The following is a 26,696-nucleotide window of genomic DNA, read 5'->3' as shown; positions in this document are numbered from 1 at the left end:
GGGCTTGCTCCTGGAGGGAGCCACTGCGTGAACGACAGGCTCAGCCTGAACGTACGGCTCACGCTCATCCTGAGCTTATCGAAGGATATTGACGAGTATGTCCAACTCTAAAATCAAGCACTGACAGAGCACTAGCCTACCCAGTGCAGTTCACGCAGCGTCTTGAGGCGGCGGAGTTGTGGGGACAGCGCAGGCTATCTCTCGATAATTTCACGGGCCGCCCGTAGCCCGGACAAATAGGCCCCGTGAGTCGTCCCAAAATAGTCCTCATTGGTGGCCTCACCGGCAAAAAACACCGTCTCGCCCAGGGGTGCGGCAAGCTGTTGGCGCATCTGCGGCGCTGACCCAACGGCATTGTAGGAGTACGACCCCAGCGAAAACGGGTCGGTGGCCCACCGGGTCAGTTGATAGTCGGTGGGTGCGGGGATATTGGCACCGTAGATTGTTTTTAAGGTTTGCATTGCATCGGCAACCATGTGTTGATCCGACCAGGCTTCCACGTCTCTGCCTCGATTGGCCGCATTAAACCCCAACAAAATGGGCTGATTGGCGACGCGGGCAAAGCTCACCCAATCGACCCACGCACCAGAATTGGCGGCAACATACCCCAACCAATCTACCTCCGTGGGCCAAAAGCTCTCAGGGAATCGCAGATAGCATTTGTTCAAAACGCCCATGCCGAGTTGAGCGATCGCTGTCTGCTGGGCGGGCGGCAAGTCGGGGGTGAACTGTACCGTGCCCGCTTGCAAAACCCCTAGCGGCAGCGTCACCACCACGTGGTCAGCGAGGAATTCAGTCTGCTGAGTCAGCACTCGCACGGGCGATTGATCCCATTGAATCGCTTGTACAACCTGACCCAGTTCAATGCTTAAGCCTTGCGCGAGCAACTCGGGGATGACTCGAAAGCCTTGCACGAATAGCGCCTCATCACCCTCAAAGTTTTGGTCGCTGTCATACCAATGTGCAGAAAGCCGATCGATGCTGCCGGAATATTCCTGCTCGATCTCGCTATTGAGGATGAAATTAATGAACCGCTGGGCTTCTGAAACTGACTCAAATTGTTGCAGCAAGGGCTCGATGACGGCCCGAATTGAGCGGTCAACTTCGGCATCCTGGGCGATCGCGATCGCCCTCAACACCTGTGCTCTCAACTCTGCCATGCGGCTAGCTGCCGCTGGGGAGAGGGGCTGCCCTGAGGTGTTGTAAGTGATCGCCCGGTCGTAACTCGTCGTGATGCGTGGGGCATTGATTTGATCCGCCAAAGCAGTAATGGGATTGCCCTGCGTGCCATGTATCCAGGTCGCCCCAAAATCCAACGGGGCATCGGCCCACTGGAGACTCGTCCAAACGCGCCCCCCAATCCGTTCGCGGGCTTCGACTACCACCACGTCGTACCCGTGCGTTTGCAACTCTTGGGCCGCCGCTAACCCCGCCAACCCAGCACCGACGACCACAATCCGCCCTTTGCTGGCCGCCGCCGTGCCGCTGAGTCGTTCTTTGCCACAGGCATGATTAACCGCCCCCAGCAACGTCAACGCAAATAGCGTCAGGAAATTTCGCCGATGCATGAATCACCTCAATTTCAACCAGTGTGCCCAACCCGGTGTGGCGTAGCGGCAGCGGCTACGGCCTGGGTGAGACTCGCCACGGCTAGCGAGGCGGTGTCATTGCTGATCAAATCACGATCGCGGGCCATGGATGACCGACGGGCGATCGCGCCGCGTCTGACGCCCAACCGTCAACCACCAGCGGCCCAAGCCGCCGACCGACCTGACGATTGGTTGCATGCCGCGATCGCCATCAAGCTTGCAGAACTACAGACAACAGGCTATGCCGGGGAAATGAAACAGACAAAATGGCTTCCCGCCCCGCGACCCCTGATTGCTGTAGCGCCGCAAAATGCTGATAGTGGTCAATTCTCAACTTGTGACGACCAACGCAAAAATATCGGGTCCTGCCTGCTCTCGCGCCGCTCCTGGATGAGTCGGATTTGATCCGCCACGGGCTTCATATTTCCCGGCTGTGGAGACGACGATGTAAATCGTGCACCTGTTCGGCAAGACTGGGAACTGGCCCATCAACTACCACGGTGGGCACGACTTCACGGATGGATAGAGTGCGTACGGGGGGAGCTGGAACGCCGAGTTCGGTTAGCCACGTTGCCAATTGCTCGGAGGAGCTCGCATACACGATACGCCCCAGCCCGACCCAGCCGTGGGCAGCGGCACACATGGGGCAATGCTCACCCGATGTGTAGACGGTGGCGGCGGCTCTGGCCTCCGAGGTCATATTTGCTGCCGCCCACCGGGCAATCTCGAATTCTGGATGGCGGGTTTGATCACCGGAGGCCACATGGTTGTGATCTTCAAACAGCACTTGCCCGTCCGCTGCTACCAGCACAGAGCCAAAGGGCTCATCACCCAGTGCGAGCGCCTCAGCGGCCAGTTCGATGCACCGACGTAGGTGCTGTATATCTTTATCGTTCACCATCAAGGGTTCCTCGGATTTCAGGTTCAGCATAGGATTGTAACTGCCGCCTGACTGTGCAAATCGGCAGCGGTCATCCCCTTCGTATTCAGCCAGATCATACTAACCGTCCGCTGTACCGCAGGGTGACGCCGTTGCTGAACAACTTCAGCGTCACTCCTGATCTTCTCTCTCCAGCTGCAGACTGATCTGACTTTTAGTTTGGGTGCAGCGATCGCCATCAGGCTTGCAGAAGCACAGACAGCAGACTGCGGTTTGGATACGAAACGTACAGGATGGCTGCTCGCCCAGCGATGCCAGATTTTTGTAGCGCCGAAAAATCTGTGTAGTTATCCATCCTAAACTTGTAACCGCCGACGCAGAAATATCGACTCCGCATACCCTCACTCCGCTCTGTCCAGAGCTGGATCTGTCCGGCTACGGGCTGCACATTGCCCTGCCGCAGAGTCCGCTGCAGTTGATGCCCATGGTAAAGAATGAAGGCCCACACGATGAGTCCCCAACAAGCCGTGACGCCAAAGTAAATGAGCACAGTATCTACCCCCAGATTCTCATTGCGAATCATGTCTGCCGAGAACCCCAAAAAGCCCAGACCAAAAATCAGGGCAAAGATCACCCAAGCCATCCGGCAATTCGCATCGTAGGTATGGGTCATGCGGGCCTTTTGTGCGTCCGAGATCATGCCCATGCGATTGGCAGCCAGGTCGGCGGGGGAGAACTCAAAGACGCGGGCCAGAACCGCTTGCAAGTGGGCAATGTCATTGGCAGCCATGAAGAAATCCTAGAGTCATGCGCAAGGAGTCATGCGTGAGCCTACCCTCGACTAATCAGCATCAGAGTTGATGGTGTCACCGATTGGTGGATGCCAACCGCCCTGCATCCAAAAACGACGAGCCTTAATGATGGTCCCGTATGCTTCGCGTCGTTCAAATCTAAGCGATCGCACGTCGCCTGCCCCATAGTCGTCTGACCTTGGATGACTAATCCCCCCTGTGCCCAGTTGTAGCGATAACTGTTACATCGCTGGCAGGCCAAAGCCAGGTTCTCTAACGTATCGGCTCCACCCGCGATCGCGGCTGAATATGATCAATCTCAAACCGAGCGGCACTCACTTCTTCAGAAGAATGACAGTATTCACAGCGACAATTTGCGCGTTCTGTAACTTGTTGCCGAATCGCTCTGGAAATCGCCACGCCTACGCAGAGTCAGCGATGATTTTGGCATTGAGCAACGTAAAAATTTGGTCTAGTTCTAAAATGCCGGTCAGTTCAGCTTCTTCCGCTGGGCTTAGCTCAGCGTCTCGCCTTTGGGCGTTCAAGTTTTCTAAGCGATCTTGTAGGTCGTCACTGAATTTGAAGAGATGCAGCCCGCTAACAGGTTGCATTTGAATGCCGGCATCGATGAAGGAAGATGGCTGAATCATCAATTGTGCGTTCATCTTTGACCTCAAGAAAAAGCCCCGTTAGAAATTGCTTCAAGCTCAATCCTAATTCTGCCTCACTCGACCAGTTTAGACTGACCGCGATGGCCGCTTGAGCTTGGCAGAGGATTCGCCCTGGTCTCTCCACTGGGCCAAAGATTTTCTCGTTGACGCCTCTGGATGGGGCTTGCCTGAGTGAATCTCGCTTAGGCTAGAATCCTAAACGTTATTGAGAGATTCGCTGACGTTGTCACTGCCCCGCCTGCTAGCCAATGAGTGAAGTACCCATTAACGATAAGACACCGGATTGGAGTCGGTTGCAGCGGGCGCTGATGGTGGAAGCCGATCGCGGCTTCAATGACTTAGAGGGGCACCAGCAGCGATTTAGCGAGTTTTTGCAGGGCGCGCTATCTGCACCGCCGGAGCCGTTGACGGCAGAGAAGCAAGGCGTGTGGCGATCGCTGGCCGCTGACTACAGTCGCTACGGCGAGATGAGCTTTGCGGCCCGGCAGTACCTGGTTGCCGAAACCCGGAAGACCATTTACGAAACCCAGAAATCTTTAGAGCAGGCGACGCCAGTCAGCAAAGCTCCAACATCTGCGGCTAAACCGGCCCCAGGCAAATCATCGCGTCAGGGGAGTGGGGGGACTAAGGAAAAGTCAGGGCGATCGCCCGCTGCCTCATCCCAAAATGCTCCCAGCTTTGCAGGCAATACGCCGCCGTTAGAACAGCCCGTCACCTATCTCAAAGGAGTTGGCCCCAAGAACGCGGAACGGTTAGCGAAACTCGGCATCTTCACCGCGCTAGATTTGCTGCACTACTATCCCCGCGACTACATCAACTACGCCCAACAGGTCGCCATTCGCGATTTGCAGCCCGGCGAGACGGTCACCCTCGTTGGTACGGTGACGCGATCGACCTGCTTCAGCAGTCCCAAAAATCCCAACCTCACCATTCAAGAGTTGGTGCTCAAAGACGCGACCGGACAGCTGCGCATCAGCAAGTTTTGGCCGGGCAAGCGATTTCGCAATATGGGCTGGCAGCAGGGGCAAAAGCGGAAGTACCCCACGGGGGCGATCGTCGCCGCTTCCGGCCTGGTGAAAAAGAACAAGTACGGCATCACCCTCGACAGTCCTGATTTGGAGGTGCTGGATGGGCCAGATGGCGATCCCGAGTCGCTGACGGTAGGGCGCATTGTGCCCGTGTATCCGCTAACGGAAGGGGTGGGCGCGGCGTTGGTGCGGCGAGCGGTCGCCTCCGCCATGCCTGCGGCCATTGACCTGGTCGATCCCCTACCGGCAGCGATTCGTCAGGAATTCGGGCTGGTGCCATTGCCCGTCGCGATCGCCCACATCCATTTTCCCAAAGACGAGGAAGGCTTGCAGGAAGCGCGACATCGCTTGGTGTTCGACGAATTCTTTTATCTGCAATTGGGGCTCTTGCAACGACGGCAAGAGCGCCGGAAAGAGGCCACGTCAGTGATTTTGCCGCCCACAGGAGTGCTGATTGATCAGTTCTATGCCAACCTGCCGTTCGCCTTCACCGGGGCGCAGCAGCGGGTTGTTAACGAAATTTTGACCGATATTCAACAGCCGACGCCGATGAATCGGCTGGTGCAGGGGGATGTTGGTTCCGGTAAGACGGTGGTGGCCGTGGTCGCCATCTTGTCGGCGATTCAAGCGGGGTATCAGGCGGCGCTGATGGCTCCCACCGAAGTATTGGCCGAGCAGCACTATCGCAAACTGGTGGGCTGGTTCAACGCGCTGAATTTGCCTGTGGAGTTGCTGACGGGCTCCACTCGCACGGCAAAGCGTAAACAGATTCACAGTGAACTGTTGACCGGGGAACTGCCGCTGCTGGTGGGCACCCACGCGCTCATTGAAGATCCCGTCCAGTTTCAGCGGTTGGGCTTGGTGGCGATCGATGAGCAACATCGCTTTGGGGTGCAGCAGCGGGCGCGGCTCCAGCGCAAGGGTGACAATCCCCATGTGCTGACCCTGACGGCGACCCCGATTCCCCGGACGCTGGCGCTGACCCTGCACGGTGACCTGGAAGTGAGTCAGATTGACGAACTGCCGCCGGGACGCAAGGCTATTAAAACTACTTTGCTGCGAGGCCGCGATCGCAATCACGCTTACGATCTCATTCGCCGCGAAATTGCCCAGGGGCGACAGGTCTACATTGTGCTGCCGTTGGTGGAAGAGTCGGAAAAGCTGGATTTGCGATCGGCGATCGACGAGCATCAGCGCTTGCAAGAGGTGATCTTTGCCGAATTCAAAGTCGGTCTGCTGCACGGACGCATGACCTCCGCCGAAAAGGACGACGCCATCAGCCAGTTCCGCGACGGCCACACCCACGTCCTGGTTTCCACCACGGTGGTCGAAGTCGGGGTAGATGTGCCCAACGCCACCGTCATGCTGATCGAACATGCCGAACGCTTTGGCCTTTCTCAACTGCACCAACTCCGGGGGCGAGTGGGCCGGGGCGCGGCCCAATCTTTTTGTCTACTCATGAGCAGCACCCGCAATGATCTCGCCCTACAGCGATTGAAAGTGCTGGAAGAGTCTCAGGACGGCTTCTTTATTTCAGAAATGGACATGCGCTTTCGCGGGCCGGGGGCAGTGCTAGGTACCCGCCAGTCGGGCCTCCCAGACTTTGCGCTGGCGAGCCTCGTCGCCGATCAGGATGCATTGGCGATCGCCCGCAAGGCCGCCGAGTCACTGATTGAGCAAGATGCCGAACTGACCCACCTGCCAATCTTGCGTAAAGAACTCCAGCGCCGCTACGAGAAGCTGATGGGCGGGGCCATTTTGACGTAAGACAGAGCCCCATACGGCAAACACTCACAGCATGGCATCGGCGTTTAGCGACAGCCAGCGGTTAAACTATGAGAAGACGTAACGAAATGTAAATATGGTCGCTGGACAGTCTAAGAAAGAGCGGGTCGTCGTGATTGGTGGGGGCATTGGCGGCCTCACCGCCGCCGCTCTATTGGCCCATCGCGGCTATGAAGTTACGACATTCGACCAAGCGATCGTCCCCGGTGGGTGTGCGTCTACTTTTCAGCGGCGTGGCTTCACCTTTGATGTGGGCGCGACCCAAGTCGCCGGATTAGAGCCGGGCGGCATCCACCACGAGATTTTTGCCGAACTGGGCATTCCCTCACCCGCCGCCACCCATTGCGATCCGGCCTGTGCGGTGTACCTCCCCGGCGAGTCTGAGCCGATTTCGGTCTGGCGCGATCGCCAGGCTTGGCAAGCCGAGCGGCAGCGGCAGTTTCCCGGTAGTGAGCCCTTCTGGCAGTTGCTCAACACGCTGTTCCAAGCGAGCTGGCGCTTTCAGGGTCGGGAGCCGGTATTGCCGCCGCGCAATGCGTGGGATGTCTGGCAATTAGTATCAGCCGTGCGACCCGACACATTGGTCACTGCGCCATTTACGTTCTCCACCGTCGGGCAATTGCTCAAAGCGTTTGGATTGGGGAGCGATCGCCGCCTCAAAACCTTTTTGGACATGCAGCTCAAGCTGTATTCCCAGGTCAGCGCCGACGAAACCGCCCTGCTATATGCCGCCACCGCCCTCAGCGTTTCCCAAGCACCGCAAGGTCTGTTTCACCTCGAAGGCAGTATGCAGGTGTTGAGCGATCGCCTCGTGGCCGCGTTGGAACGGGATGGCGGCAAACTCTTGATGCGTCATACCGTGGAGCAGATTCACACTGAGGGCAATCAGGTCACCGGAGTCACGGTGCGCAGTCAGAAAACGGGCGCAACTTGGACGGAACCCGCCGACATCGTGGTCGGCAATGTGACGGTGCAAAGTCTGGTGAAACTGCTGGGCGATCGCGCTCCTCAAGGCTATCGTCAGCGGGTGCAAAAATTAGAGGATTCGTCCGGCGCATTTGTCGTCTACATGGGCGTTGACCAGGCTGCGATTCCCGCCGACTGTCCGCCCCACCTACAATTTTTGTATGACTACGACGGCCCCATTGGCGAAAACAATTCGCTGTTTGTCTCGGTCAGTCGGCCCGGCGATGGCCGCGCACCGGCGGGTCAGGCCACGATTATTGCCTCGTCGTTTACAGACTTAGCGAAGTGGCACCAAGCTGAGGATTACGCGGCGCTGAAACAGCACTATACCGAAACGGCGATCGCACGACTCGGGCAATTTTTTGATCTCCGACCCGAACATGTGGTGCATGTCGAGGCGGGGACTCCCCGCACCTTTGAGCGCTTTACAGCCCGCGATCGCGGTGCGGTGGGCGGCTTGGGTATGCGCGTCAGCACCTTTGGCCCCTTCGGCTTTGCCAACCGCACGCCCTTCCCCAATCTGTGGCTGGTGGGTGACTGCACCCACCCCGGTGAGGGCACCGCTGGGGTCAGTTATTCTGCCCAAACCGCCGTTCGCCAAATCGAAGCCCGGTTTCGCTAGCATGCGACGGCATGGCATCAGTTTCGATCCCCCTAGCCGCTCGCCAACGGGACTTCCAAGTCGCATTAAGTATAAATAAGTACATGGACATATTTATTGACTCATCCGGGCTTCGACTTCGCTCAGCCCACACCTCAATGATTCCAAGTATTCCGGTTGGTTGAGCGGAGTCGAAACCAGCAGCATTGCAAGCATTTAATTTTGTCCACCTACTTAGACTACAGGCTTTGTAGAAAGATGGAGAGAGCGGGAACGTTTGCGAGTGGAGTGCTTGCGGCGCTGGGTAACTATTCCATCCTGAATCGACTAAATTTCTGCCATGTCCAAATAGAGGCTGTATTCCATGGTGGTGATGATCATTCGGATGGATTTCATGTTGGTTTTCAATAAGTTTCATGCCTTACTTATTACATTTGGAAACCTTTTAGAAAGGAATTAAATGATTAACTTAGGGATATAAAGGCATGATCGGCACGCATGATTTGAACAATGCCGCCAGCCCAGATCCAGACTCTCACCACACGTCTGAATCATGACCAACTCAGTAAAAAGTCAGGGCACACTCCCGACATGATTGCGCGCACGCAAGTAGAGGCAGGTGATGCTGCATGACTCCACGAAACATTCATCAAAGCGATGCCAAACAAACCAGTTTATGAATTAGCACATCCAATCTACGTCATGCAGCGTTGCTTGCTGGCGCGAGGGTACCTCATCCCCTGTGGCTCAAATTCGCACTTCACTAAATAGGGAAATGTCCGATGCCTAAAAGATTGACCTATGAAGAGCTGGAGCAGCGAGTTCGGGAGCTGGAGGCCAGCCAAACATTCCGAGAGCAGAGCCTGATGGGCGAATGGATCGAAGGCATACCGGCTGGGGTCGTGATTCATGGAAGAGACGGAACCATAATCAAAAGCAATAGGACAGCGCAAATACTGCTTGGCTTAACTCACGAGGAGATGCTTGGCAAGGAGTTGAGTGATCCTGGTTGGACATTTTTGCGTAAGGATGGCTGCCCATTGCCAGTTGAGGAATATCCTGCGTCGCGGGTTCTCGCGACGAGAAAACCCGTTCATAATCTGGTAATTGGCATTCAGCGAGGCCGCAAAGCCGAACCAGTTTGGGTTCTTAATGCAGCGATTCCGAAATTTGATGAAAACGGTCACCTTAGCCAAATTGTGACCACCTTTATGGACATTAGCCCCCTTAAACAAGGTGAGGAACAATACCGGAACTTGTTCGAGAATATGATGCACGAGGTCCATCTCTGGCAGCTCGTGCGTGATGAGCAGGGTGCGATTAAGACCTGGCGATTGTTAGAGGCCAATCCTGCTGCGCTCAGCGCCTGGGGCAAAACCCGTTCTGAAGTTGTCGGCAAAACGACCAACGAAATCTTTGCTTATGATGCAACGGAACAGTTTATGCCGATTGTGAAAAAGATTTTTGCAGAAGGCACACCCTACACCTGGGAGGCCTATTTTCCGCCAACGGCTCAGTTCTTCCACATGACCAGTGTCCCCTTTGGGGAATATTTCATGAGCACCGGGGTAGACATTACTCAGCGCAAGCAGGTGCAACTTGCTCTGGAACAAGAACTCCTGCTGAGTAAAACCCTGTTTAACGTCTCGATTGACGGCATTGTGCTGTTGGACCATCAGGGCAATGTCTTGCAAGCCAGTCAAAGCTTTGCCCAGATGCTCGGCTATTCCCTGGCGGCAACTGACACCCTGAATGTGGTGGATTGGGATGCCCAGTTTTCCCGTGCAGAATTACAGACCATCCTCGAGGATGAAGTACTCTTACCGCCCCGGTTTGAAACGCAGCATCGTCGTCAAGATGGTTCGGTCTGTGATGTGGAAATCAGCTACAGCCGGGAAGTCCTAAATGGTGAGACTGTCCATTTCTGTATTTGTCGGGACGTGAGTGAACGTAAGCAGGCAGAGGCAGAGCGCAATCGCCTGCTGGCTGTGCTGGAAGCCAGCCTCAATGAAATTTACCTGTTCCGGAGTGACACGCTCAAGTTTGAGTATGCTAACCAGGGCGCATTAGAAAACCTCGGCTATTCTCTGGAACAGCTTCAACAAAAAACGCCCGTCGATATTATGACGGAACTATCGGCGGTTGAATTTGAACAGCAGCTCGCTCCCTTACGGCAAGGCCAGGTCTCTAAGCTGCATTTTGAAACCGTGCATCAGCGGGCTGATGGCAGTTGCTATCCAGTGGACGTCTATCTGCAGGCCACTCACTACGGCAGGCAATCAGCGTTCTTGGCGATCGCTTTGGATATCAGCGATCGCAAACGGGCTGAGGCCCAACTCATCCACCAGGCGTTGCACGATAGCCTGACTGACTTGCCCAATCGTACGTTGTTGAATGATCGGCTGGAACTTGCCCTCAAACGAGCGCAGCAGTCGGCGGCCTATCAATTTGCAGTGTTGTTTCTCGACTTGGATCAGTTCAAAGTCATCAACGATAGCTTGGGGCATCAAGTCGGGGATGAGTTATTAATCCATGTGGCCCAGAAGCTGCAAAACATCATTCGCCCGGCGGATATCGCGGCTCGGCTCGGAGGAGACGAATTTGTCATTTTGTTAGAGCATCTGTCCGACTTACAGGGCGCGACCCAGATTGCCGAGCGCATTCTGGTCGATTTTGAACGCCCGATCGCGATGTCAGAACACAGTGTTTTCATCACCACGAGTATTGGCTTGGTTTGGGGCGATCGTCACTACACCGAAGCCTCAAGCTTGCTCCGAGATGCTGATATTGCGCTTTATCGGGCCAAGGCCGCCAGGCGTGGCGGTTACGAAATCTTTGACGTAGAAATGCACGTCCAGGCCATGAAACGTATGCAACTGGAGTATGACCTACGCGTTGCGGTCGATCAGCAAGCTTTTACTCTTCACTATCAACCGATTGTCGATCTGAAGACTCAGCAAATCACAGGATTTGAGGCCCTGATCCGTTGGGGGCATCCGACTCGGGGGCTCATTTCCCCAAGTGACTTTATCCCCGTGGCCGAAGAGACTGGGTTAATCGCGCCCATCAGTCGCTGGGTGTTACAGACCGCCTGTGGGCAGGTGGCGCAATGGCGATCGCAGTGGCCTCATTGTCACCACTTGCGCATGAGCATCAACCTATCGGGATACGATTTGCGGCAGATGACCCTGGTGGAAACTGTTCAACAAATATTGATGCGAGCGCAATTGCCAGCTCATATCCTCACGCTAGAAATTACGGAGAGCATGCTCATTGAGGATATTGAAACGGCTATTGAGCGATTACTGCAATTACAGGAATTGGGCGTGCGTATCAGTATCGATGATTTTGGCACGGGTTATTCTTCCCTCAGTTATCTCTACAACTTGCCAGCCAACTATCTCAAAATTGACAAGTCTTTTGTCAGTCATATGCAACTCGGCAACACGAACTACAAAATTGTGGAAGCGGTGGTCGCACTGAGTGACCAGTTAGGGATCGCGGCGATCGCGGAAGGCATTGAAACGCCTCAACAACTCAACTGGCTGGAAGCCCTTGGGTGTGAATTCGGCCAAGGTTATTTGCTGTCTCGACCGCTATCGACCGAAGCTGCCACTGCCCTTGTGTCAGAGCAATCCACTTACAACTGATAAATAGGGGTTGCCAAGCATGACTTCAGGGTGATTTAAGTAGCTCGGCCTAATTAAATGTTCAACCAGTTGCTGACTTCGACTCCGCTCAGTCAGCTATATGGCTTGTCAGATCGGGGATTGAGGGTTGAGCGAAGGCGAAACCCGTCGATAGGATGATCGGGCCTGCCTACTTACCGACAAGTAGTCCAGCAAGGGGCTGGCACTCAATGGGAGTTAAAAGCTTTGTTTGCCAACTGTTCGCATTTAATCTGAGTCCATACGCCAAACATGTGAGGATTTGGCTCTGCTCATTCACAACTGACCCGAACTCAGCATCACTTTGTTTGCCGGCGAAGCGTCTTCAGGTTGTTAACTGCCATAAAGCGCTCCACTCACTGCTATAGCAGCGACTCTTGCTCTACCACCACCCGACTGAGATCAAGATTGGGGTTGGGGTCACCGTTCACCGTCAAATACCCCAAATCCAGCAAAAACGACTCTAGTGCCTCGGGATAGTCGGCGAAGGTGCCCATCTCTTCACCATCGGTACTGTATTCTGTTAGGCCCCAGGTGTCGGTGGAGTCGTAATGGGCCAGCATATAGTCCCAACCGGACTCGTATTCGCCCATAAGCACCTTTTGCCCCACATACCCCGCCAGGATGCTATTGGCCCCCAGGCCAGGATTGTCGCGAGTGTGTTCGTACATCGTGTAAGCGGTCGACCGCAGCCGATCGGGAAACTGCCGCGTGGTATCAATCAATGAGCCGTGGCGAAACGTGAGAAAAATATTTGGCGGCCAGGAACTCGCATAGCTGCCGAAGGCGTATAAAAATCGCTGATCAGCACTCAAAAATTCGCTGTAGCCGTCGCCATCAATATCTTCAAATCCGCCCGCAGCAGCGGCGTCCAGCGGATAGGTCAGATTGCGATGTAAGCGATCGCCCTGGGCGGAGTAAATCGTGTAAATGCTACAGCAGTGAGCCCCGCCCGTATAGCGATGAAACACAACTTCTGGCACGCCGTCAGGATCAAGATTTTGCAGACTAAAGTTGGCAAAGCGAAAGTCCACGGCTTGACGAACTTGGGTTTGAAAATCGTCGTTGATATAAACCCCATAGGTCAAATATTGCGTTTCATCCGTGTCGAAATTGAGGGGATCAAACTCAATAATCACGACCCGCGTTGGGCCAGCGATCAATTCTTGATTCCGCAGTGGCATGTCTCCCAGTTCAAGGGTCGCTAGCGGTTCCGCCAGCGCGGCGGGACCCATGCTGAGGGCGATCGCCCCCGCCAATAGCGGTGTCCCAAAGGCCGATACTGGCAAACTGTGAGGGTGCCCAATCGACGAGGTTAAGGGGATGCCTTTCATGCGAGTTCCTTTGCGTAGTCGTTAAATATTGCCGAGTTACCGATGGATTATGCTTCTCACTGCGGCAAAAATATTCCGGGAAATTTGTGCCCGTTGTTAGAAATTAGCCTCAACTGATCTCAACAATTCTCGGGTGGCGGTGATCGATCTTGAGGCTATCAGGTGAATCGGTCAATGTTGCTAGACCTGGTGACTGTCTTTTTACTAAACATCATCGTGGATAGGTTTGAAATTTGTAATCTTGGTCAGAAATTCCGAAAAAATTGTTGCATTTCAGGGTTTTTGTTGCATCCTTTTATAAGAGATGTGGGCTCCCTCAAACAGACACTTGTTTATGGGTGCGATCGCTAACGTTCACCGCGCCCAGTGACGCTATCTGCGGCATGGGGGCTGACGAGACTGGCACCACTGTTGATGTGGGTCGCGGGTGCTCCAGGGTATGCAATCAGCTAAGGGCGACCTTGAGGCCGAGTTGATCAGCCGACGGTGAGGGCGACATCTGCGGGTGGAATCAAGGTTAAATCACGCTGAGTTCAGGATAATTGCCATGGCCCAAAAACCAACCTCCCTCGATTTGCCAGCTTTTATCCCCTCGGCGACGGCAATGGCAAAAGCGCCCCAAGGCGACCAACCGCCTAATGCGACCTCATCGGCTTCTGTGTCCTATGCGGTGAAACAATCGGCCCCCGCAGAGCAGACAGCGCTGCCACTGTTGCCCCGTGCCCAACGCCCCAGCTTTAGCAGCCACCGCAATGATGCGAACGCGGCCCTCGCCCTCGACCTGTTGGCCGATGTGCAGGGAGCGATCGTCGGTTGGCATCAAGCTTTACGCGATATTTTGCTGGAAATTCAAGCGCTGTATATGTCTGGGCCAATCGTCGACGGCTGGTTAGAATCCACCGATCGCCAGGCCAATCAAACGGCCCTGGACGAACACGCGACTATCTTGCGCCACGGTGATTCTGAACAGGTGGCCGCATATGTGGAGCAGCTCGCGCAACAGACCCAAGCGGAGGCCACGACCCAAGGCAGTCAGTATCGCCTATGTCGCCTAGACGCCGACGGGCACATGCAGTGCGAAGCTTGTCCCCCCGGGCAGTTGGGCGTGATTAGTCAGGCGATCGCTCGCAATCAAAAATTGCGACAGCTGGTCAGCCAAAAGCAATATCTCGAAGCGAAGCTCAAGCGGGCCTCGGAAGCGCTAGAAGTTACCCGTAAGGCGCTGGATATTCGCCACGATGCCGCGTCTGCGGCCAGCTAATTCACCCGCGATCGGGAGTTGATCGCGAGTCGGGTGCAGTTTGAGCAATGGGGTATGCCATTTGAGTACAAGTAGGTTAACTCCCGCTGTCGCTGCCCTGTACTCACAGCCAGTCACAAAACAAGCGGCCCCCCATGCATGATGGAGGGCCGCCAGCAGTCCTGTATCCAGGTTTTTTTGATGACTGACAACGAACTTAACGTCTTACCAGTTTTTTCGACATCTTCCGCAGGCGGATGGATTCTGGAGTCACTTCCACCATCTCATCGGAGCTGATGTACTCTAAGGCCCGTTCCAGACTCATCTCGACGGGCGTTTGCAGCTGCACGAGTTCGTCTCCCGACGCGGCACGGTGGTTGGTGAGCTGCTTGGTTTTGCAAACATTCAGCTCCAGATCTTGAGGGCGATTGTTTTCCCCAATCACCATGCCTTTGTATACCTTGGTGCCGGGGGTAATGAAGAAGACGCCGCGATCCTCAGCATTTTTCAGCGCATAGAAAGTCGCTGTGCCCTCTTCAAAAGCAATGAGCACCCCGTTGCGACGGGTTTCGATTTCGCCACTCATGGGACGGTATTCCAAGAAGCTGTGGTTCATCAACCCTTCACCTCGGGAGAGGCGCATAAAGTCGCCCCGAAAGCCAATCAAGCCACGAGCGGGCACCACAAACTCCAGCGTCGATCGCCCGGTGCCGGTCACACGCATATCTTGCATCTCACCACGGCGCTGACCCAGACGCTCCATACAGCCACCGACAGCATCTTCGGGTACATCCAGCACGACGAGCTCGTAGGGCTCACAGGGGTGACCATTCATTTCCCGGTAAATGACCTGCGGCTGCGAGACTTGGAACTCATAGCCTTCGCGGCGCATATTTTCAATCAAAATGCCCAAGTGCAATTCACCACGACCGGATACGGAGAAACGATCGGGGGAATCAGTGGGCTCGACCCGCAATGCGACGTTGGTTTCGAGTTCTCGCATGAGGCGATCGCGCAACTGTCGGGAGGTGACAAACTTGCCCTCTTGGCCGGCAAAGGGGGAGTCATTAACCGCAAAGGTCATGCTCAGCGTCGGCTCATCAACGCTAATCAACGGCAAAGCTTCGGGCTCATCGGGGCAGGCAATGGTTTCGCCAATGTTGGCATCGGCAAAGCCCGCGATCGCCACAATCTGACCCGCACTAGCTTCCTCAATTTCGATGCGCTGCAGGCCTTCGAAGCCTAACAGCTTGCTGATTTTCGACCTATTGTGCTTGCCTTCGCGGTCAATCAGCACCGCTGGCTGACCCATCCGAATGACGCCGTTGTGAATCTTGCCGATGACAATCCGGCCCAAATATTCGGAATAGTCCAGCGTCGTGACTTGTAGTTGGAAGGGTTTGGTCGGGTCACCGATTGGCGGCGGTACATGATCCAAAATCGCTTCAAACAACGGCTGCATGTCTTTGCTGTCGTCGTCGAGTTTCTTTTTGGCAAATTCGCTGAGACCGGAAGCATATAGGTAAGGAAACTCGCACTGGTCGTCATCAGCGCCCAGCTCAATAAAGAGATCCAACACTTTATTAATGGCATTGTGCGGATCTGCTTGAGGACGGTCGATTTTATTCAGGACGACAATGGGGCGCAGGCCCTTTTCCAGCGCTTTTTTCAGCACAAAGCGGGTTTGGGGCATCGGCCCTTCGTTGGCATCCACAATCAGGATGCAGCCATCGACCATGCCCAGCACGCGCTCGACTTCGCCGCCAAAGTCGGCGTGGCCGGGGGTGTCAACAATATTGATCAAAGTATCTTGGTAACTGACGGCGGTGTTTTTGGAGAGGATGGTGATCCCCCGCTCCCGCTCTAGATCGTTCGAATCCATCACGCAGTCAGGAATCTCTTCTCCCTCACGGAAAATGCCGGACTGTTTGAGTAGGGCGTCTACCAGCGTGGTTTTGCCGTGGTCAACGTGGGCGATGATAGCAACGTTGCGAATGGGAAGAGTCATGATTTCTGGGAAATCCTGTGATGTGTAGAAAAGTGCGATCGTTTAACGGAATGTCTTTTAACAAAGGTCAATCTTAACAATTGTAACGTACGCTTCAACCCGCTGGTGACTTTGTCTTTTCTAGCTTTCAGAGAAAAAGGCAGATTGTCCACCCTCGATCCGGGCAAACTGCTGCCAATACAATTCCTGTCAATTTCCTCAATGGATGATGGCGCGTGACCTCCCATGAGTAGGATAAAACAGGGCAAAAGCCCGTAAAGCGATGAGCAAAACTGCCCCGTGAGAGAATCAGCAGCACATGACTGGGTAACGATTGGTTGGCGTGAGTGGGCCACATTGCCCCAGTTAGGCATCAATCGGGTTAAGGCCAAGGTCGATACTGGGGCGAGAACATCAGCGCTTCATGCGTTTGACCTAGATTATGTGGCAGCTCCCGAAGGGACGATGGTGCGATTTAAGGTGCATCCGTTGCAGCGGGATGCGAGCCTGACGGTGGAGGCGATCGCGCCCCTGCTGGAAATGCGACATATCCGTAATTCCGGTGGCCAATCGCAAGAACGCCCGGTGATCAAAACCCAAATTTCATTGGGGGAGCAGCCTTGGGAAATTGAACTCACCCTGACGAATCGGGATGTTATGGGATTTCGCATGTTGCTCGGACGCGAAGCGGTGCGCCGTCGCTTTTTAGTAGACCCTGGAGGCTCGTACCTGATGAGCCAATTTAGCCGCAAAGCCAACCCTGCAGACGAGATTGACGAGCCCGATTTGCCATGAGAATCATCATTTTGTCCCGTGACAGTACCCTCTATTCCACCCGTCGCCTCAAGGAGGCCGGGGAAGCGTTGGGTCATGAAATGCGGGTGATTGACCATATGCGCTGTTATATGGACATCACTTCCCATGATCCCAAAGTGCTGTACCAGGGCACGCCGATTACCGATGTGGATGCGATCATTCCGCGCATCGGGGCTTCCAACACGTTTTACGGCACCGCAGTGGTGCGGCAGTTCGAAATTATGGGGGTGTTTACGCCGAATTCTTCGCAAGCCATTACGCGATCGCGCGACAAGCTCAGTAGCCTGCAATTGTTGGCGCGGCGAGGCATTGGCCTCCCTGTTACCGGCTTTGCCCATTCCACTCAAGATATCGACGGATTGATCGACCTGGTGGGCGGTGCGCCCCTGGTCATCAAGTTGTTAGAAGGGACTCAGGGCATTGGCGTGGTCTTGGCGGAAACGTATCAAGCCGCCAAGTCTGTGATCGAAGCCTTTCGGGGCCTGGATGCCAACATTTTGGTGCAGGAATACATCAAAGAAGCCAAAGGGGCGGATATTCGCTGCTTTGTGGTCGGTGACAAAGTGATCGCGTCAATGAAGCGCCAAGGAGCCGCGGGTGAGTTTCGCTCTAACTTGCATCGAGGGGGCTCGGCGTCTCGGGCTAAACTGACGCCAGAAGAACGCAGCACCGCAGTGCGGGCTGCTAAAGCGATGGGGCTCAGAGTCGCGGGCGTCGATCTGCTGCGGTCTAACCATGGCCCGGTGGTCATGGAAGTGAACTCTTCACCCGGATTGGAGGGGATTGAAAAATACACCAACATTGATGTCGGCACCAAAATCATCAACTTTATCGAAAAAAGTTTGAAAGCCCGCGAACTACAGAATGAAACATGATGTAAGGCTAAATTAATTTCATTTTTCTGAAAGCGACCCTAAGGGACTTGCGTGCAAAAAAGATCCCCATGGACCGAGTTTCGACTCCGCTCAACTCTCGATACTGGCAGGTTGAGTGAAGTCGAAACCGGATTGAACGGGTACTTTATTTAGTTGCAGCCCCCTAATGGCTCACTCTTGATTAGGGGCGCAGCCAGATGGGAAGCGTTCACGATATGCGTTCATCATCAAAGTACCAACCCCTAACCCGTCACTTATCCAGACATCCACGAACGGTATTGGGCGGTTTTGAGCCCTAACCGCGATCGCGCCTCAGTTCCAGTCGCGTTTGCAGATATACCAGTGGGGTGCAAGCTGTTTCACGGCTTGGCCGCCGTTCGTGCAAGTGTCATGCACATCTTGAGGATTGTCGGTGGAAATGTACACCAGTGGGAAGTAAAACTCCTCGACAACGAATTGCACGTCAATCCCATCACTGTTAATTGATTCGCTGACCCAAGCGCTGTCATAGAATGGGCGATCGGGTAGTTTCAGCGAACGTTCATCTGATTGTTCTAAATCGATCAATGCCCTTTCGGCCAACTGTTCGAACTCACTACGGTGGGCGATGAAAGTATCTGCGGTCTGTTGCACCGCCTCTCTCGCCGTGATGGGGCTCATACAACCAGCTACCGCGATCGCGCCCACCATTCCCAGCCAGTAGCCTCGCGATTCTCTGATTTGCTTAAGATGAATTCTGCCCATAGCGATGAAGCTTGCCCTCCTTCTGGAAGTTCATCTAACCAACCATATTAAGTAGATTGAATCATGCAACTGTGGTGAGCGGTTTAGCGATGCAGCAGCCAAGCACTTATGCCAATACAGCGATTGGAGGCACGGCAAAACCTAATGAAATCTATTACAGTTCCCTGACAGCGAAGCTGAATTAATCGTCATTAATCAGTCCGACGTACCTTAGGGCCAGATTTTAATTTAAGCAAACTTTAATGTAGTCAAACTTAAGATTATCAAAAGTATTCTCTCACCCAAGCGAGGAAAACCTCTAAGACCTGTAAACGTCTACTTCAACAAGAGCGACAAATGTTTACAACATATCTGTAAAGAATCTGAAGTATTAATATCGAAAATGATGTCGTCTGGAGTCACTGGCGAGAGTCATGCTCGCTTATATAAACTGCCAACTTTATACTGAGATAGCGATCGCTCGTGATATCGGTCAGAAACCCTTCTCGGCCAAACCTGATGGCATTAGATCAAAAGCAGCATGAAAATCATCCAAAACAATGCTGTCATGCAGATTGATCTCAAAATCTTAACCTCAATAAAATCATTAGCGACATAAAAAAATAAAGGTGCTTTCGCGCTATGGATGTAGTGTGAAAGCTTAAAAAAAGAAATTGTTTACGCTATTGAAGACTTGATATCCACCACAATTAAGGTAGCTGACTTGGGTGTCGACTCAATCAATGCATCCGTGAGCCCCGTTCATTCCCTGCTTCTGCGCCGCTGGAAACTCCCAATAAATGGTCTATCTATGAAACTGCTTGAAGATTATGTCCTCGTTTTAGACGAACAGGAAAGTCGTCCTCAAAGAGCAGAGTTGTCTAACCTGGCTGACCACTATGCCTTTGTACTGGCAAACTCAGCAGAACACGCAGTTGAGCAAGCGCAACAAAAGAATCCGTGTTTGGTCATTTTGGTGGGTGAAAACCAGAGTTGGCTTGAGAACCAGGTTAGAGTTTTGCGCCAAGCTAGACAAACTTCACCAATAACGATCGTAGCGCTCACTGAATCTGGCTCTCCTCACTGGCAGCAGGATGCCTGTGCTCTCGATCTTGATGGCTTTCTCGTACAGCCATTGACTGATGATATTCTCGTATCTCTGGTGCAATCCGCTGCCATCAAACAGTCTTATCAGTGAGCACGTTCAACCAATCTCAACGCATGATGAGCACCGCTGGCAAGGGGGCTGCCAACTTGGCAACCCCATAGTTGTAAAGCTATCAGCGGTCTAGGGCGAGCGTCTTGTCCGCGAGTGAAATCTGCTACAGATATGGAGATGCATGCGTGGGTCGAATCGAAGGGCGATAATGCGGTGACGGTTGTGGACTAGCTGGCTTAACCGGGACGTGGGTATTTTTAGGATTAGCGAAGGGTTAAGTTATTATTAAGCTGAGAGAGTGTAGAACTTGAATCAATAAAAGTTCTATGAAAGTTATGTCAGGATTGCGAAACGGTAAGGCAAATCGCAATACTTAAGATAAGTATCGATTTTAGTAATCGTGGCTTGCTCTTACATAACTAGTGATTTGTTTCCAGCATCATATTTGGGTTTCGTCTACGAGTTAGCTGTCACATTGATTTAGTGTGCGAGGTTATACCTTTGTTGCCCAGAGTTGTTACTGAAAGTCAGGTTCAGCCATTCAAATTTTGGTTTAATGACAGCTTGCAAGATGGCGTGCATTTTCAAAATGAACTTTACTATCGACTGCGACAAACCCCTATTACTGAGCGCAGTCGCTTGTATCACTTAGCTTGTAAGTTGGTGCAAAACGGAGCTGATGTGTTTCTGACTGCTTCCGATGACGAGTGCAGTCTTTGGGCTAATTTGCGCAACCAAAAGATTTTTGCCAGTAGTGTGTCTGAAAAGTTATCACTCCCAACTGCTGAAGGGTTAATGAGCTGACCCAGCCGGAGTCTTGGTCGCTAAAGCACAGGCGACGGCTGCGATCGCTGTGTCAGCCTTCAGCTTAACTACCCAGTGCGGTCGGTTGCCGTGGTGACTGGCCTAATTGATGCTCGACTCAGATCAGTGAGGGGCGGCAACCAGTCAATAGCCTGGCTCATTGAATTAAACTCATCCAATTGCAAAAGATTGTAAGAGACATCAAGCCCCTTGTGAGTCATCGCTGCATGGTATGTGCCCCGGTCAGCCGCTGAGCGATCGCCATGGAGCCAACAGAGCTATCGAATCGGCAGCCTGCGAGCGATCGCGGCCAGGTTCAGTCCCCCAACGTAAACTTATTCTTCACTCGGCCAACTGGCTTCAATGTCAGCGAGAACGCTGTCTACCGATTCACCGCCAACGTAATCGACAATGCCACTCCAGAAGGTACCAGTGCCGACCACTCCCGGCATCATATCAGAGCCATCAAACCGGACGATGTCGGCATTGGCCAGAATCTCGGCTTGCTGTTGTGTCACTGCATCCGGATACACATCCAGCCCAACACTATTGTGTGGCGAGATAAAGCCACCGAGGCCAGCCCAGACCTCATGCGCTTCCGGTGTCGTGAGATATTCCATCAAAGCTTGGGCTTCGGGCGTATCGTTAAACATTGCAAACACATCCCCCGCGACTAACACCGGGGTGCCAAATTCGGGGTCAATGCCGGGTAATGGAAAGACGGCGATGTTTTCCCCGAGCACTGCCTCTTCGGGCAAAAAGCTGGCAATAAAGTTGGCTTGTCGATGCATATAGCAGCGAGGCTGGTTGCCAAAGAGCCCTTGAATGGAGTCGCCAAAGGGGGTGCTAATTGCGCCGACCATGCCGCCAGAAATGTAGTCGGGATTCAGCACAATGTTGCCGAACTCTTCAAAGGCCGTCTGGACGGGAGCGGCATCAAACGCAATTTCGTGGGTAATCCATTGGTCATACACCTCTGGGCCAGCTGTCCGCAACATAATGTCTTCGACCCAGTCGGTACCCACCCAACCGGTGGCGTCGCCACTCTCCATGCCCAGGCACCAGGGTGTGCTGCCATCGACCACGATTTGGTCACTGAGGGCAAGCATTTCGTCCCAGCTGGTGGGAATGGTGTAGCCTGCGGCTTCAAATGCTTGGGGGTTGTACCACACCAGACTTTTGACCGAGGCCCGAAACCAGACGCCATACACGTCGTCGTTCACGGTGCCGAGGGTAATCCAATCGCTGGGGTAGGCGGTTTCGAGGGCGCTCATCTCCATAAACGAGGTGACGGGAATGAGCTGGCCGGATTGAGCAAAATCTGCCATCAAACCGGGCTGAGGAAACATGGCAATGTCGGGCGCATCGCCGGACTCGACCCGCACGGGCAGCAGGGTGGCAAAGGCGTCCGTGCCTTCGTAGACAACATCAATGCCAGTGGCTTCTTCAAAGGGCACCAGCGCCGCTTCTAATTTTTCTTGTTGCTCGCCCACGACGACGCCAAGCACAGTCACCGTGCCAGCCCCTCCGTCTCCAGTGCCGTCTGTACTGGTCTCTGGTCCACCGCCGCAAGCGGATAAAACAAACAGGCTGAGACCGATCGCCAATCCTGGGCTGAGATACCGTCTTAGCATTACACGCTTCATTGTCCTAAAGGTTGATCGAACAAGGTTTTGATGCTCTCCACCATAGGACTTGATGGGATTTAGGGCAAAGCCTGTAAGGTTTGCCACAACCTTTTGGCCGATTTCTTTAAATATCGAGATCTTCGAGGCCGAGTTTAGGGCCGTAAGTTTCGATGAACTCGCGGCGGGGCGCGACCCGATCGCCCATCAAGACGGTGAAGATGCGATCGGCTTCCGCAGCATCTTCAATTTCTACTTTTTTCAGCGTCCGGCTTTCGGGATTCATGGTGGTGTCCCAAAGCTGCTGGGGCATCATTTCACCCAAACCCTTAAAGCGCTGAATACCGTAGTTTGCGTTTTCTGGAAAGTCTCCCAGAATGGTATCGCGCTCGCGATCGCTGTAGCAGTACCAGTGATTGCGCCCCCGTTCGATTTTATAGAGCGGCGGACAGGCAATGTACACAAATCCTTGGTCAATTAGTGACCGCTGATAACGATAGAAAAAGGTAAGTAATAGGGTGCGAATGTGCGCCCCATCGACGTCCGCGTCGGTCATGAGACAAATGCGGTGATAGCGCAGTTGCGACTCGTCAAATTCTTCGCCTTTGATGCCTAACCCCAGCGCCGTAATCAACGCTTGAATTTCGGTGTTCTTATAGATGCGGGCATCGTCGGTTTTTTCAATGTTGATGATCTTGCCTCGCAGCGGCAGAATCGCCTGAAACCGGCGATCGCGGCCCTGCTTTGCACTGCCGCCCGCCGAGTCGCCCTCCACGATAAAGATTTCCGACTCACTGGGATCGCGGCTGCTGCAATCCGCGAGCTTGCCCGGTAAGGTCGAGGACTCCAGCACCGACTTACGGCGCACGAGTTCCCTCGCCCGCTTGGCGGCTTCGGCGGCGTTAAAGGCCTGGATCGCCTTCTCCAGAATGGTATCAACCACCCCAGGATGGAAATCCAAATATTCCGTCAGGGTTTCGCCCACTAACGTATCGACAATTCCCCGAACTTCCGTATTGCCCAGTTTGGTTTTGGTCTGCCCCTCAAACTCGGGCTCGGGCACCTTAACGGAAATGACGGCTGTCAAGCCTTCGCGAATGTTTTCCCCACTGAGGTTCGATTCATTGTCTTTGCGCTTGTTCCGCTTCCGCGCAAAGGTATTTAGGGTGCGGGTAAGAACGGTTTTCAAGCCTTCCAGATGGGTGCCGCCGTCAATCGTGCGGATGTTGTTAGCAAAGCCCAGCAGGTTATCGGTGTAGGCATCGATACACCACTGCAGCGCCACTTCGACTTGCACACCATCTTTTTCCCCTTCGACGTAGACAATCTCTTCGTGAACGGGCTGTTTTTCGTGGTTGATGTACTGAACGTATTCTTTGATGCCGCCCTCGTAGTGATAGCGCGTCACCCTAGGCTCGTCAGACTTCAGCAGATCTAGACGATTGTCGGTAAAGATAATGTCGACGCCGCCGTTGAGGTACGCGAGCTCTCGCAAACGCCCCGCCAAAATATCGTAATCAAACTCAATGCCCGTGCTGAAGATCATCGTATCGGGCAGGAAGGCAATGGCGGTGCCGGTGCGATCGCTGCCGCTAGCACTCACCTGCAACTCACCGATCGGAAGACCGCGCTCAAACCGCTGGAGATGTTGCTTACGGTCGCGCCAGACGGTGACTTCAACCCATTCCGATAGGGCGTTGACGACCGAAATGCCGACCCCGTGCAGCCCGCCAGAAACTTTGTAGCCGCCACCGCCAAACTTGCCCCCAGCGTGGAGTACCGTCAATACGGTTTCGAGGGCTGATTTGCCGGTTTGTGGATGGACATCGGTGGGAATACCGCGACCATCATCAATAATGGTTGCTGAGCCATCAGCATTCAGTGTGACTTCGATGCGAGAGCAATATCCGGCGAGGGCCTCATCGACAGAATTATCCACCACCTCGTAGACTAGATGATGCAACCCGCGCGGCCCGGTGGTGCCGATATACATCCCAGGTCGTTTACGAACTGGCTCTAGCCCTTCTAGTACTTGAATCTGCTCAGCACCGTAGTTGCTCGCCATAAAATAATTGCTCCCAAAAAGACGCCTCAGCGCCTCTCACCGTAATTGAAGTCAAAAGGCTCTAAAATTCTACCACAAACGCTTCCATGCATTGCATAGAGCAGTTTCTGGGGACACTTGCAGCAGGGATGTTATTGCCAAGCTCTACACCTATCGGATGGCAGTCCAGTAGTGCGTCCGATCTATACCAGATGCGGGGTGGGTCAGTGCCGCCCTGTCTACTGGCGATCGCGGGGCCGACCGCGACCGGTAAAACAGGACTTTCACTAGCGTTAGCAAACCGATTACCCATCAGCATTCTCAGTGCCGATTCGCGGTTGGTGTATCGAGAACTCGACATTGGCACTGCTAAACCGACTTTAGAGGAGCGATCGCGGGCTCCACACCACTTGATCGATATTCGTGACCCCACGGAGACGATGACGGTAGCGGAATATCAGCAAGCTGCGCAAGCCCTGATTCACCAACTCCACCTTGAGCGGGAGCGGCTGCCCTGTTTGGTGGGCGGCACCGGACTCTATATTTCCTCGGTGGTGGATGGCTTGCAGATTCCCCCCGTCGCCCCCCAGCCAGGGTTGCGATCGCAGCTCCTCAGGTTAGGACAGGTACAGTGCTACGGCATGTTGCAGGGAGTTGACCCGGTGGCGAGCGGACGAATTCATCCCAACGATTCTGTCCGCACCATCCGCGCGTTAGAAGTGGCCTATGTGACTGGACAGCCGCTGTCGGGTCAGCAAGGTCAGCGCCCCCCCGAATATCCAGTCTTATATATTGGGCTCGATTGCGCGCCTGAGGCACTGGCTAACCGTATTCAACGGCGAACAGAACACATGATTGAGCAGGGTTTAGTGGCTGAGGTTGAACATCTGTGCAAAGAATATGGCGACGATTTACCGCTGTTGCAAACTCTAGGCTACGCAGAAATTTTGGGGTATCTGGCGGGAAATTATTCGCTTACCGCCGCTCGGCAACTGATCGTGAAAAACACCCGCCAATTCGCCAAGCGTCAACGCACGTGGTTTCGGAAACGAGCGATCACCTGGTTTGATGCGGATTCGGGAGATTTATTAGACGATGTCTGGCAAACGATCGCGGCGTTTTGCGCTGAAGTCAGCTCGCCATAGCGGCCAGAAATTTTAGTTAGTCCAACTCGCCCTCTTGCAGTGGCGGCGGTTGGGGCACGACCTTCTGGGGGGCCGGTCGGGGGGCTGGAGTAGCGGTTGGTTCTGGCATGGCCATCTCCTGAGCCACTTCATCCGTGGCCGCTGCCGGCAATTCCACCAATTCTTTCTCTTTTTCTTCGAGCTTGATGGGCAGACGTACCGGCTGTTCTGTTTCGAGTGCTTCGGCGATGGGCAAAGATTGCTCTAGATCATCCAAGGGCCGAGGAATCACCATCACCGCATGGAGTTCGCCAATCCGTTCGGCTTCGTGCATGCCCGCTTCCACCGCGATCGCCACATTCGACAGGGAGCCGCGAATGATGACGGTACACAACCCATCACCGATGGATTGATGGGCCACTACCTGCACTTCTGCCGCCTTGGTCATGGCGTCGGCCGCCCCCACCATCGCCGGAAAGCCCCGCGTTTCGAGCAGCCCTAAAGCCCCGCTACCGACGTGCCCTTGGCCAATGCGATCGAGTTCATCTAAATGCATACAGATCGGGAGCACGGCCTCTAAGTTAGGGAGAGGTCGCGGGATCAGCGATGACGAAATAAATTGTCCAAATTGTTTGGCGGTCGCGGTGCCCGCTTCGACGGCCATGCGCACGTCGGCGACGCCACCGCGCACAACGGCAGTGCAATGCCCGGCACCCGTTTTTTCGTAACCAATGAGCATCACATCAGAAGACTTCAGCATGGCGTCAGCGGTGCCCACTACCGCTGGAAAGCTATGGGTTGAGACCATCCCCAGAGCCGCCCCCTTTAACTTCGACGCCCATCGCCGAGCATGGGGTGAGGGTTGTGCCAGCGTTAGCTTTTTGGAATCAGTTGCCACCATCACAGGGCCTCACAGAATAATGGACGGGCATTCTCTTTATTGTAGGAACTGTGCGAGCAGGTGTCGGCAGAGTGCAGCAAAATTG

Annotated in this window: 20 protein-coding genes and 1 pseudogene; 10 read left to right on the top strand and 11 right to left on the bottom strand. The window is 54.1% G+C overall.

Features of this window, described 5'->3' with window-relative positions; genetic code table 11:
- Window positions 1-194: 194 nt before the first annotated feature.
- Window positions 195-1,568, bottom strand: a complete 1,374-nt coding sequence (locus tag JUK32_RS04610; protein WP_204137679.1) for an FAD-dependent oxidoreductase — start codon at window positions 1,566-1,568, stop codon at window positions 195-197.
- Between JUK32_RS04610 and JUK32_RS04605 the strand changes: the two genes are divergently transcribed.
- Window positions 1,563-1,994 (top strand): hypothetical protein, encoded by a 432-nt coding sequence (locus JUK32_RS04605; protein WP_204137678.1) that lies wholly within the window; start codon window positions 1,563-1,565, stop codon window positions 1,992-1,994. The two genes, JUK32_RS04610 and JUK32_RS04605, sit on opposite strands and share 6 nt — an antisense overlap.
- Window positions 1,995-2,007: 13 nt before the next feature.
- On the opposite strand, the gene JUK32_RS04600 is transcribed toward JUK32_RS04605, so the two are convergent.
- The 4 genes and pseudogenes from JUK32_RS04600 to JUK32_RS04585 all read right to left on the bottom strand — a co-directional run bounded on the left by JUK32_RS04600 (window position 2,008) and on the right by JUK32_RS04585 (window position 3,925).
- The gene (locus tag JUK32_RS04600) at window positions 2,008-2,490 is read right to left on the bottom strand and encodes a nucleoside deaminase (RefSeq protein WP_204137680.1); all 483 of its coding nucleotides are present in this window, start codon (window positions 2,488-2,490) and stop codon (window positions 2,008-2,010) included.
- A gap of 217 nt (window positions 2,491-2,707) precedes the next feature.
- Entirely contained in the window at window positions 2,708-3,259 is a 552-nt protein-coding gene (locus tag JUK32_RS04595) for a hypothetical protein (RefSeq protein ID WP_204137677.1), read from the bottom strand.
- A 51-nt stretch (window positions 3,260-3,310) separates the two neighbouring features.
- A pseudogene (locus tag JUK32_RS28650) lies at window positions 3,311-3,680 on the bottom strand (HNH endonuclease).
- 2 nt (window positions 3,681-3,682) lie between these two features.
- Window positions 3,683-3,925, bottom strand: a complete 243-nt coding sequence (locus JUK32_RS04585; RefSeq protein WP_204137676.1) for a hypothetical protein — start codon at window positions 3,923-3,925, stop codon at window positions 3,683-3,685.
- A gap of 254 nt (window positions 3,926-4,179) precedes the next feature.
- On the opposite strand from JUK32_RS04585, the gene recG reads away from it, so the two are divergent.
- The 3 genes from recG (at window position 4,180) to JUK32_RS04570 (ending at window position 11,961) form a co-directional block, all read left to right on the top strand.
- A complete protein-coding gene (gene recG / locus JUK32_RS04580) occupies window positions 4,180-6,726 on the top strand; it encodes an ATP-dependent DNA helicase RecG (protein WP_204137675.1) in 2,547 nt (848 codons plus the stop codon).
- Between the two features lie 94 nt (window positions 6,727-6,820).
- On the top strand, window positions 6,821-8,332 hold the full coding sequence (crtD, locus tag JUK32_RS04575) for a C-3',4' desaturase CrtD (protein WP_204137674.1): 1,512 nt from the start codon (window positions 6,821-6,823) through the stop codon (window positions 8,330-8,332).
- 761 nt (window positions 8,333-9,093) lie between these two features.
- Window positions 9,094-11,961 carry an EAL domain-containing protein gene (locus JUK32_RS04570; RefSeq protein WP_204137673.1) on the top strand — a complete coding sequence of 956 codons (2,868 nt, stop codon included), beginning with the start codon at window positions 9,094-9,096 and terminating at the stop codon, window positions 11,959-11,961.
- 380 nt (window positions 11,962-12,341) lie between these two features.
- Here the strand turns inward: JUK32_RS04570 and JUK32_RS04565 are convergent, their stop codons facing one another.
- Complete coding sequence (locus JUK32_RS04565) at window positions 12,342-13,313, bottom strand: hypothetical protein (protein ID WP_204137672.1); 972 nt, start codon at window positions 13,311-13,313, stop codon at window positions 12,342-12,344.
- Between the two features lie 547 nt (window positions 13,314-13,860).
- Here JUK32_RS04565 and JUK32_RS04560 point away from each other — a divergent pair.
- On the top strand, window positions 13,861-14,574 hold the full coding sequence (locus JUK32_RS04560; RefSeq protein ID WP_204137671.1) for a hypothetical protein: 714 nt from the start codon (window positions 13,861-13,863) through the stop codon (window positions 14,572-14,574).
- A 196-nt stretch (window positions 14,575-14,770) separates the two neighbouring features.
- Here JUK32_RS04560 and typA read toward each other — a convergent pair whose 3' ends face one another.
- Window positions 14,771-16,561, bottom strand: a complete 1,791-nt coding sequence (gene typA, locus JUK32_RS04555; protein ID WP_204137670.1) for a translational GTPase TypA — start codon at window positions 16,559-16,561, stop codon at window positions 14,771-14,773.
- Window positions 16,562-16,840: 279 nt separating this feature from the next.
- Between typA and JUK32_RS04550 the strand changes: the two genes are divergently transcribed.
- Window positions 16,841-17,335, top strand: coding sequence for an ATP-dependent zinc protease (locus JUK32_RS04550; protein WP_204137669.1), 495 nt, complete (start codon window positions 16,841-16,843; stop codon window positions 17,333-17,335).
- Window positions 17,332-18,231: a 30S ribosomal protein S6--L-glutamate ligase gene (gene rimK / locus JUK32_RS04545; RefSeq protein WP_204137668.1), complete on the top strand. Its 900-nt coding sequence runs from the start codon at window positions 17,332-17,334 to the stop codon at window positions 18,229-18,231. The genes JUK32_RS04550 and rimK overlap by 4 nt, the downstream gene beginning before the upstream one ends.
- A 312-nt stretch (window positions 18,232-18,543) precedes the next feature.
- On the opposite strand, the gene JUK32_RS04540 is transcribed toward rimK, so the two are convergent.
- The gene (locus JUK32_RS04540) at window positions 18,544-18,891 is read right to left on the bottom strand and encodes a hypothetical protein (protein WP_204137667.1); all 348 of its coding nucleotides are present in this window, start codon (window positions 18,889-18,891) and stop codon (window positions 18,544-18,546) included.
- Window positions 18,892-19,765: 874 nt separating this feature from the next.
- Between JUK32_RS04540 and JUK32_RS04535 the strand changes: the two genes are divergently transcribed.
- Complete coding sequence (locus JUK32_RS04535) at window positions 19,766-20,152, top strand: hypothetical protein (protein WP_204137666.1); 387 nt, start codon at window positions 19,766-19,768, stop codon at window positions 20,150-20,152.
- Window positions 20,153-20,614: 462 nt separating this feature from the next.
- Window positions 20,615-20,917, top strand: a complete 303-nt coding sequence (locus JUK32_RS04530) for a hypothetical protein (RefSeq protein WP_204137665.1) — start codon at window positions 20,615-20,617, stop codon at window positions 20,915-20,917.
- 335 nt (window positions 20,918-21,252) lie between these two features.
- On the opposite strand, the gene JUK32_RS04525 is transcribed toward JUK32_RS04530, so the two are convergent.
- Window positions 21,253-22,551: an ABC transporter substrate-binding protein gene (locus JUK32_RS04525; protein ID WP_204137664.1), complete on the bottom strand. Its 1,299-nt coding sequence runs from the start codon at window positions 22,549-22,551 to the stop codon at window positions 21,253-21,255.
- 118 nt (window positions 22,552-22,669) lie between these two features.
- Window positions 22,670-24,607 (bottom strand): DNA topoisomerase (ATP-hydrolyzing) subunit B, encoded by a 1,938-nt coding sequence (gene gyrB / locus JUK32_RS04520; RefSeq protein WP_204137663.1) that lies wholly within the window; start codon window positions 24,605-24,607, stop codon window positions 22,670-22,672.
- 206 nt (window positions 24,608-24,813) lie between these two features.
- Here gyrB and miaA point away from each other — a divergent pair, with 206 nt between their 5' ends.
- Window positions 24,814-25,731, top strand: a complete 918-nt coding sequence (miaA, locus tag JUK32_RS04515; protein ID WP_309224489.1) for a tRNA (adenosine(37)-N6)-dimethylallyltransferase MiaA — start codon at window positions 24,814-24,816, stop codon at window positions 25,729-25,731.
- Window positions 25,732-25,747: 16 nt separating this feature from the next.
- Here the strand turns inward: miaA and JUK32_RS04510 are convergent, their stop codons facing one another.
- Window positions 25,748-26,611: a carbon dioxide-concentrating mechanism protein CcmK gene (locus tag JUK32_RS04510; protein ID WP_204137661.1), complete on the bottom strand. Its 864-nt coding sequence runs from the start codon at window positions 26,609-26,611 to the stop codon at window positions 25,748-25,750.
- Window positions 26,612-26,696: the final 85 nt, after the last annotated feature.

This window comes from Halomicronema sp. CCY15110 (assembly GCF_016888165.1).
In the GTDB taxonomy this organism is placed as follows: Bacteria; Cyanobacteriota; Cyanobacteriia; order Phormidesmidales; family Phormidesmidaceae; genus Halomicronema.
This window is presented reverse-complemented; position numbering and strand designations above follow the sequence as displayed.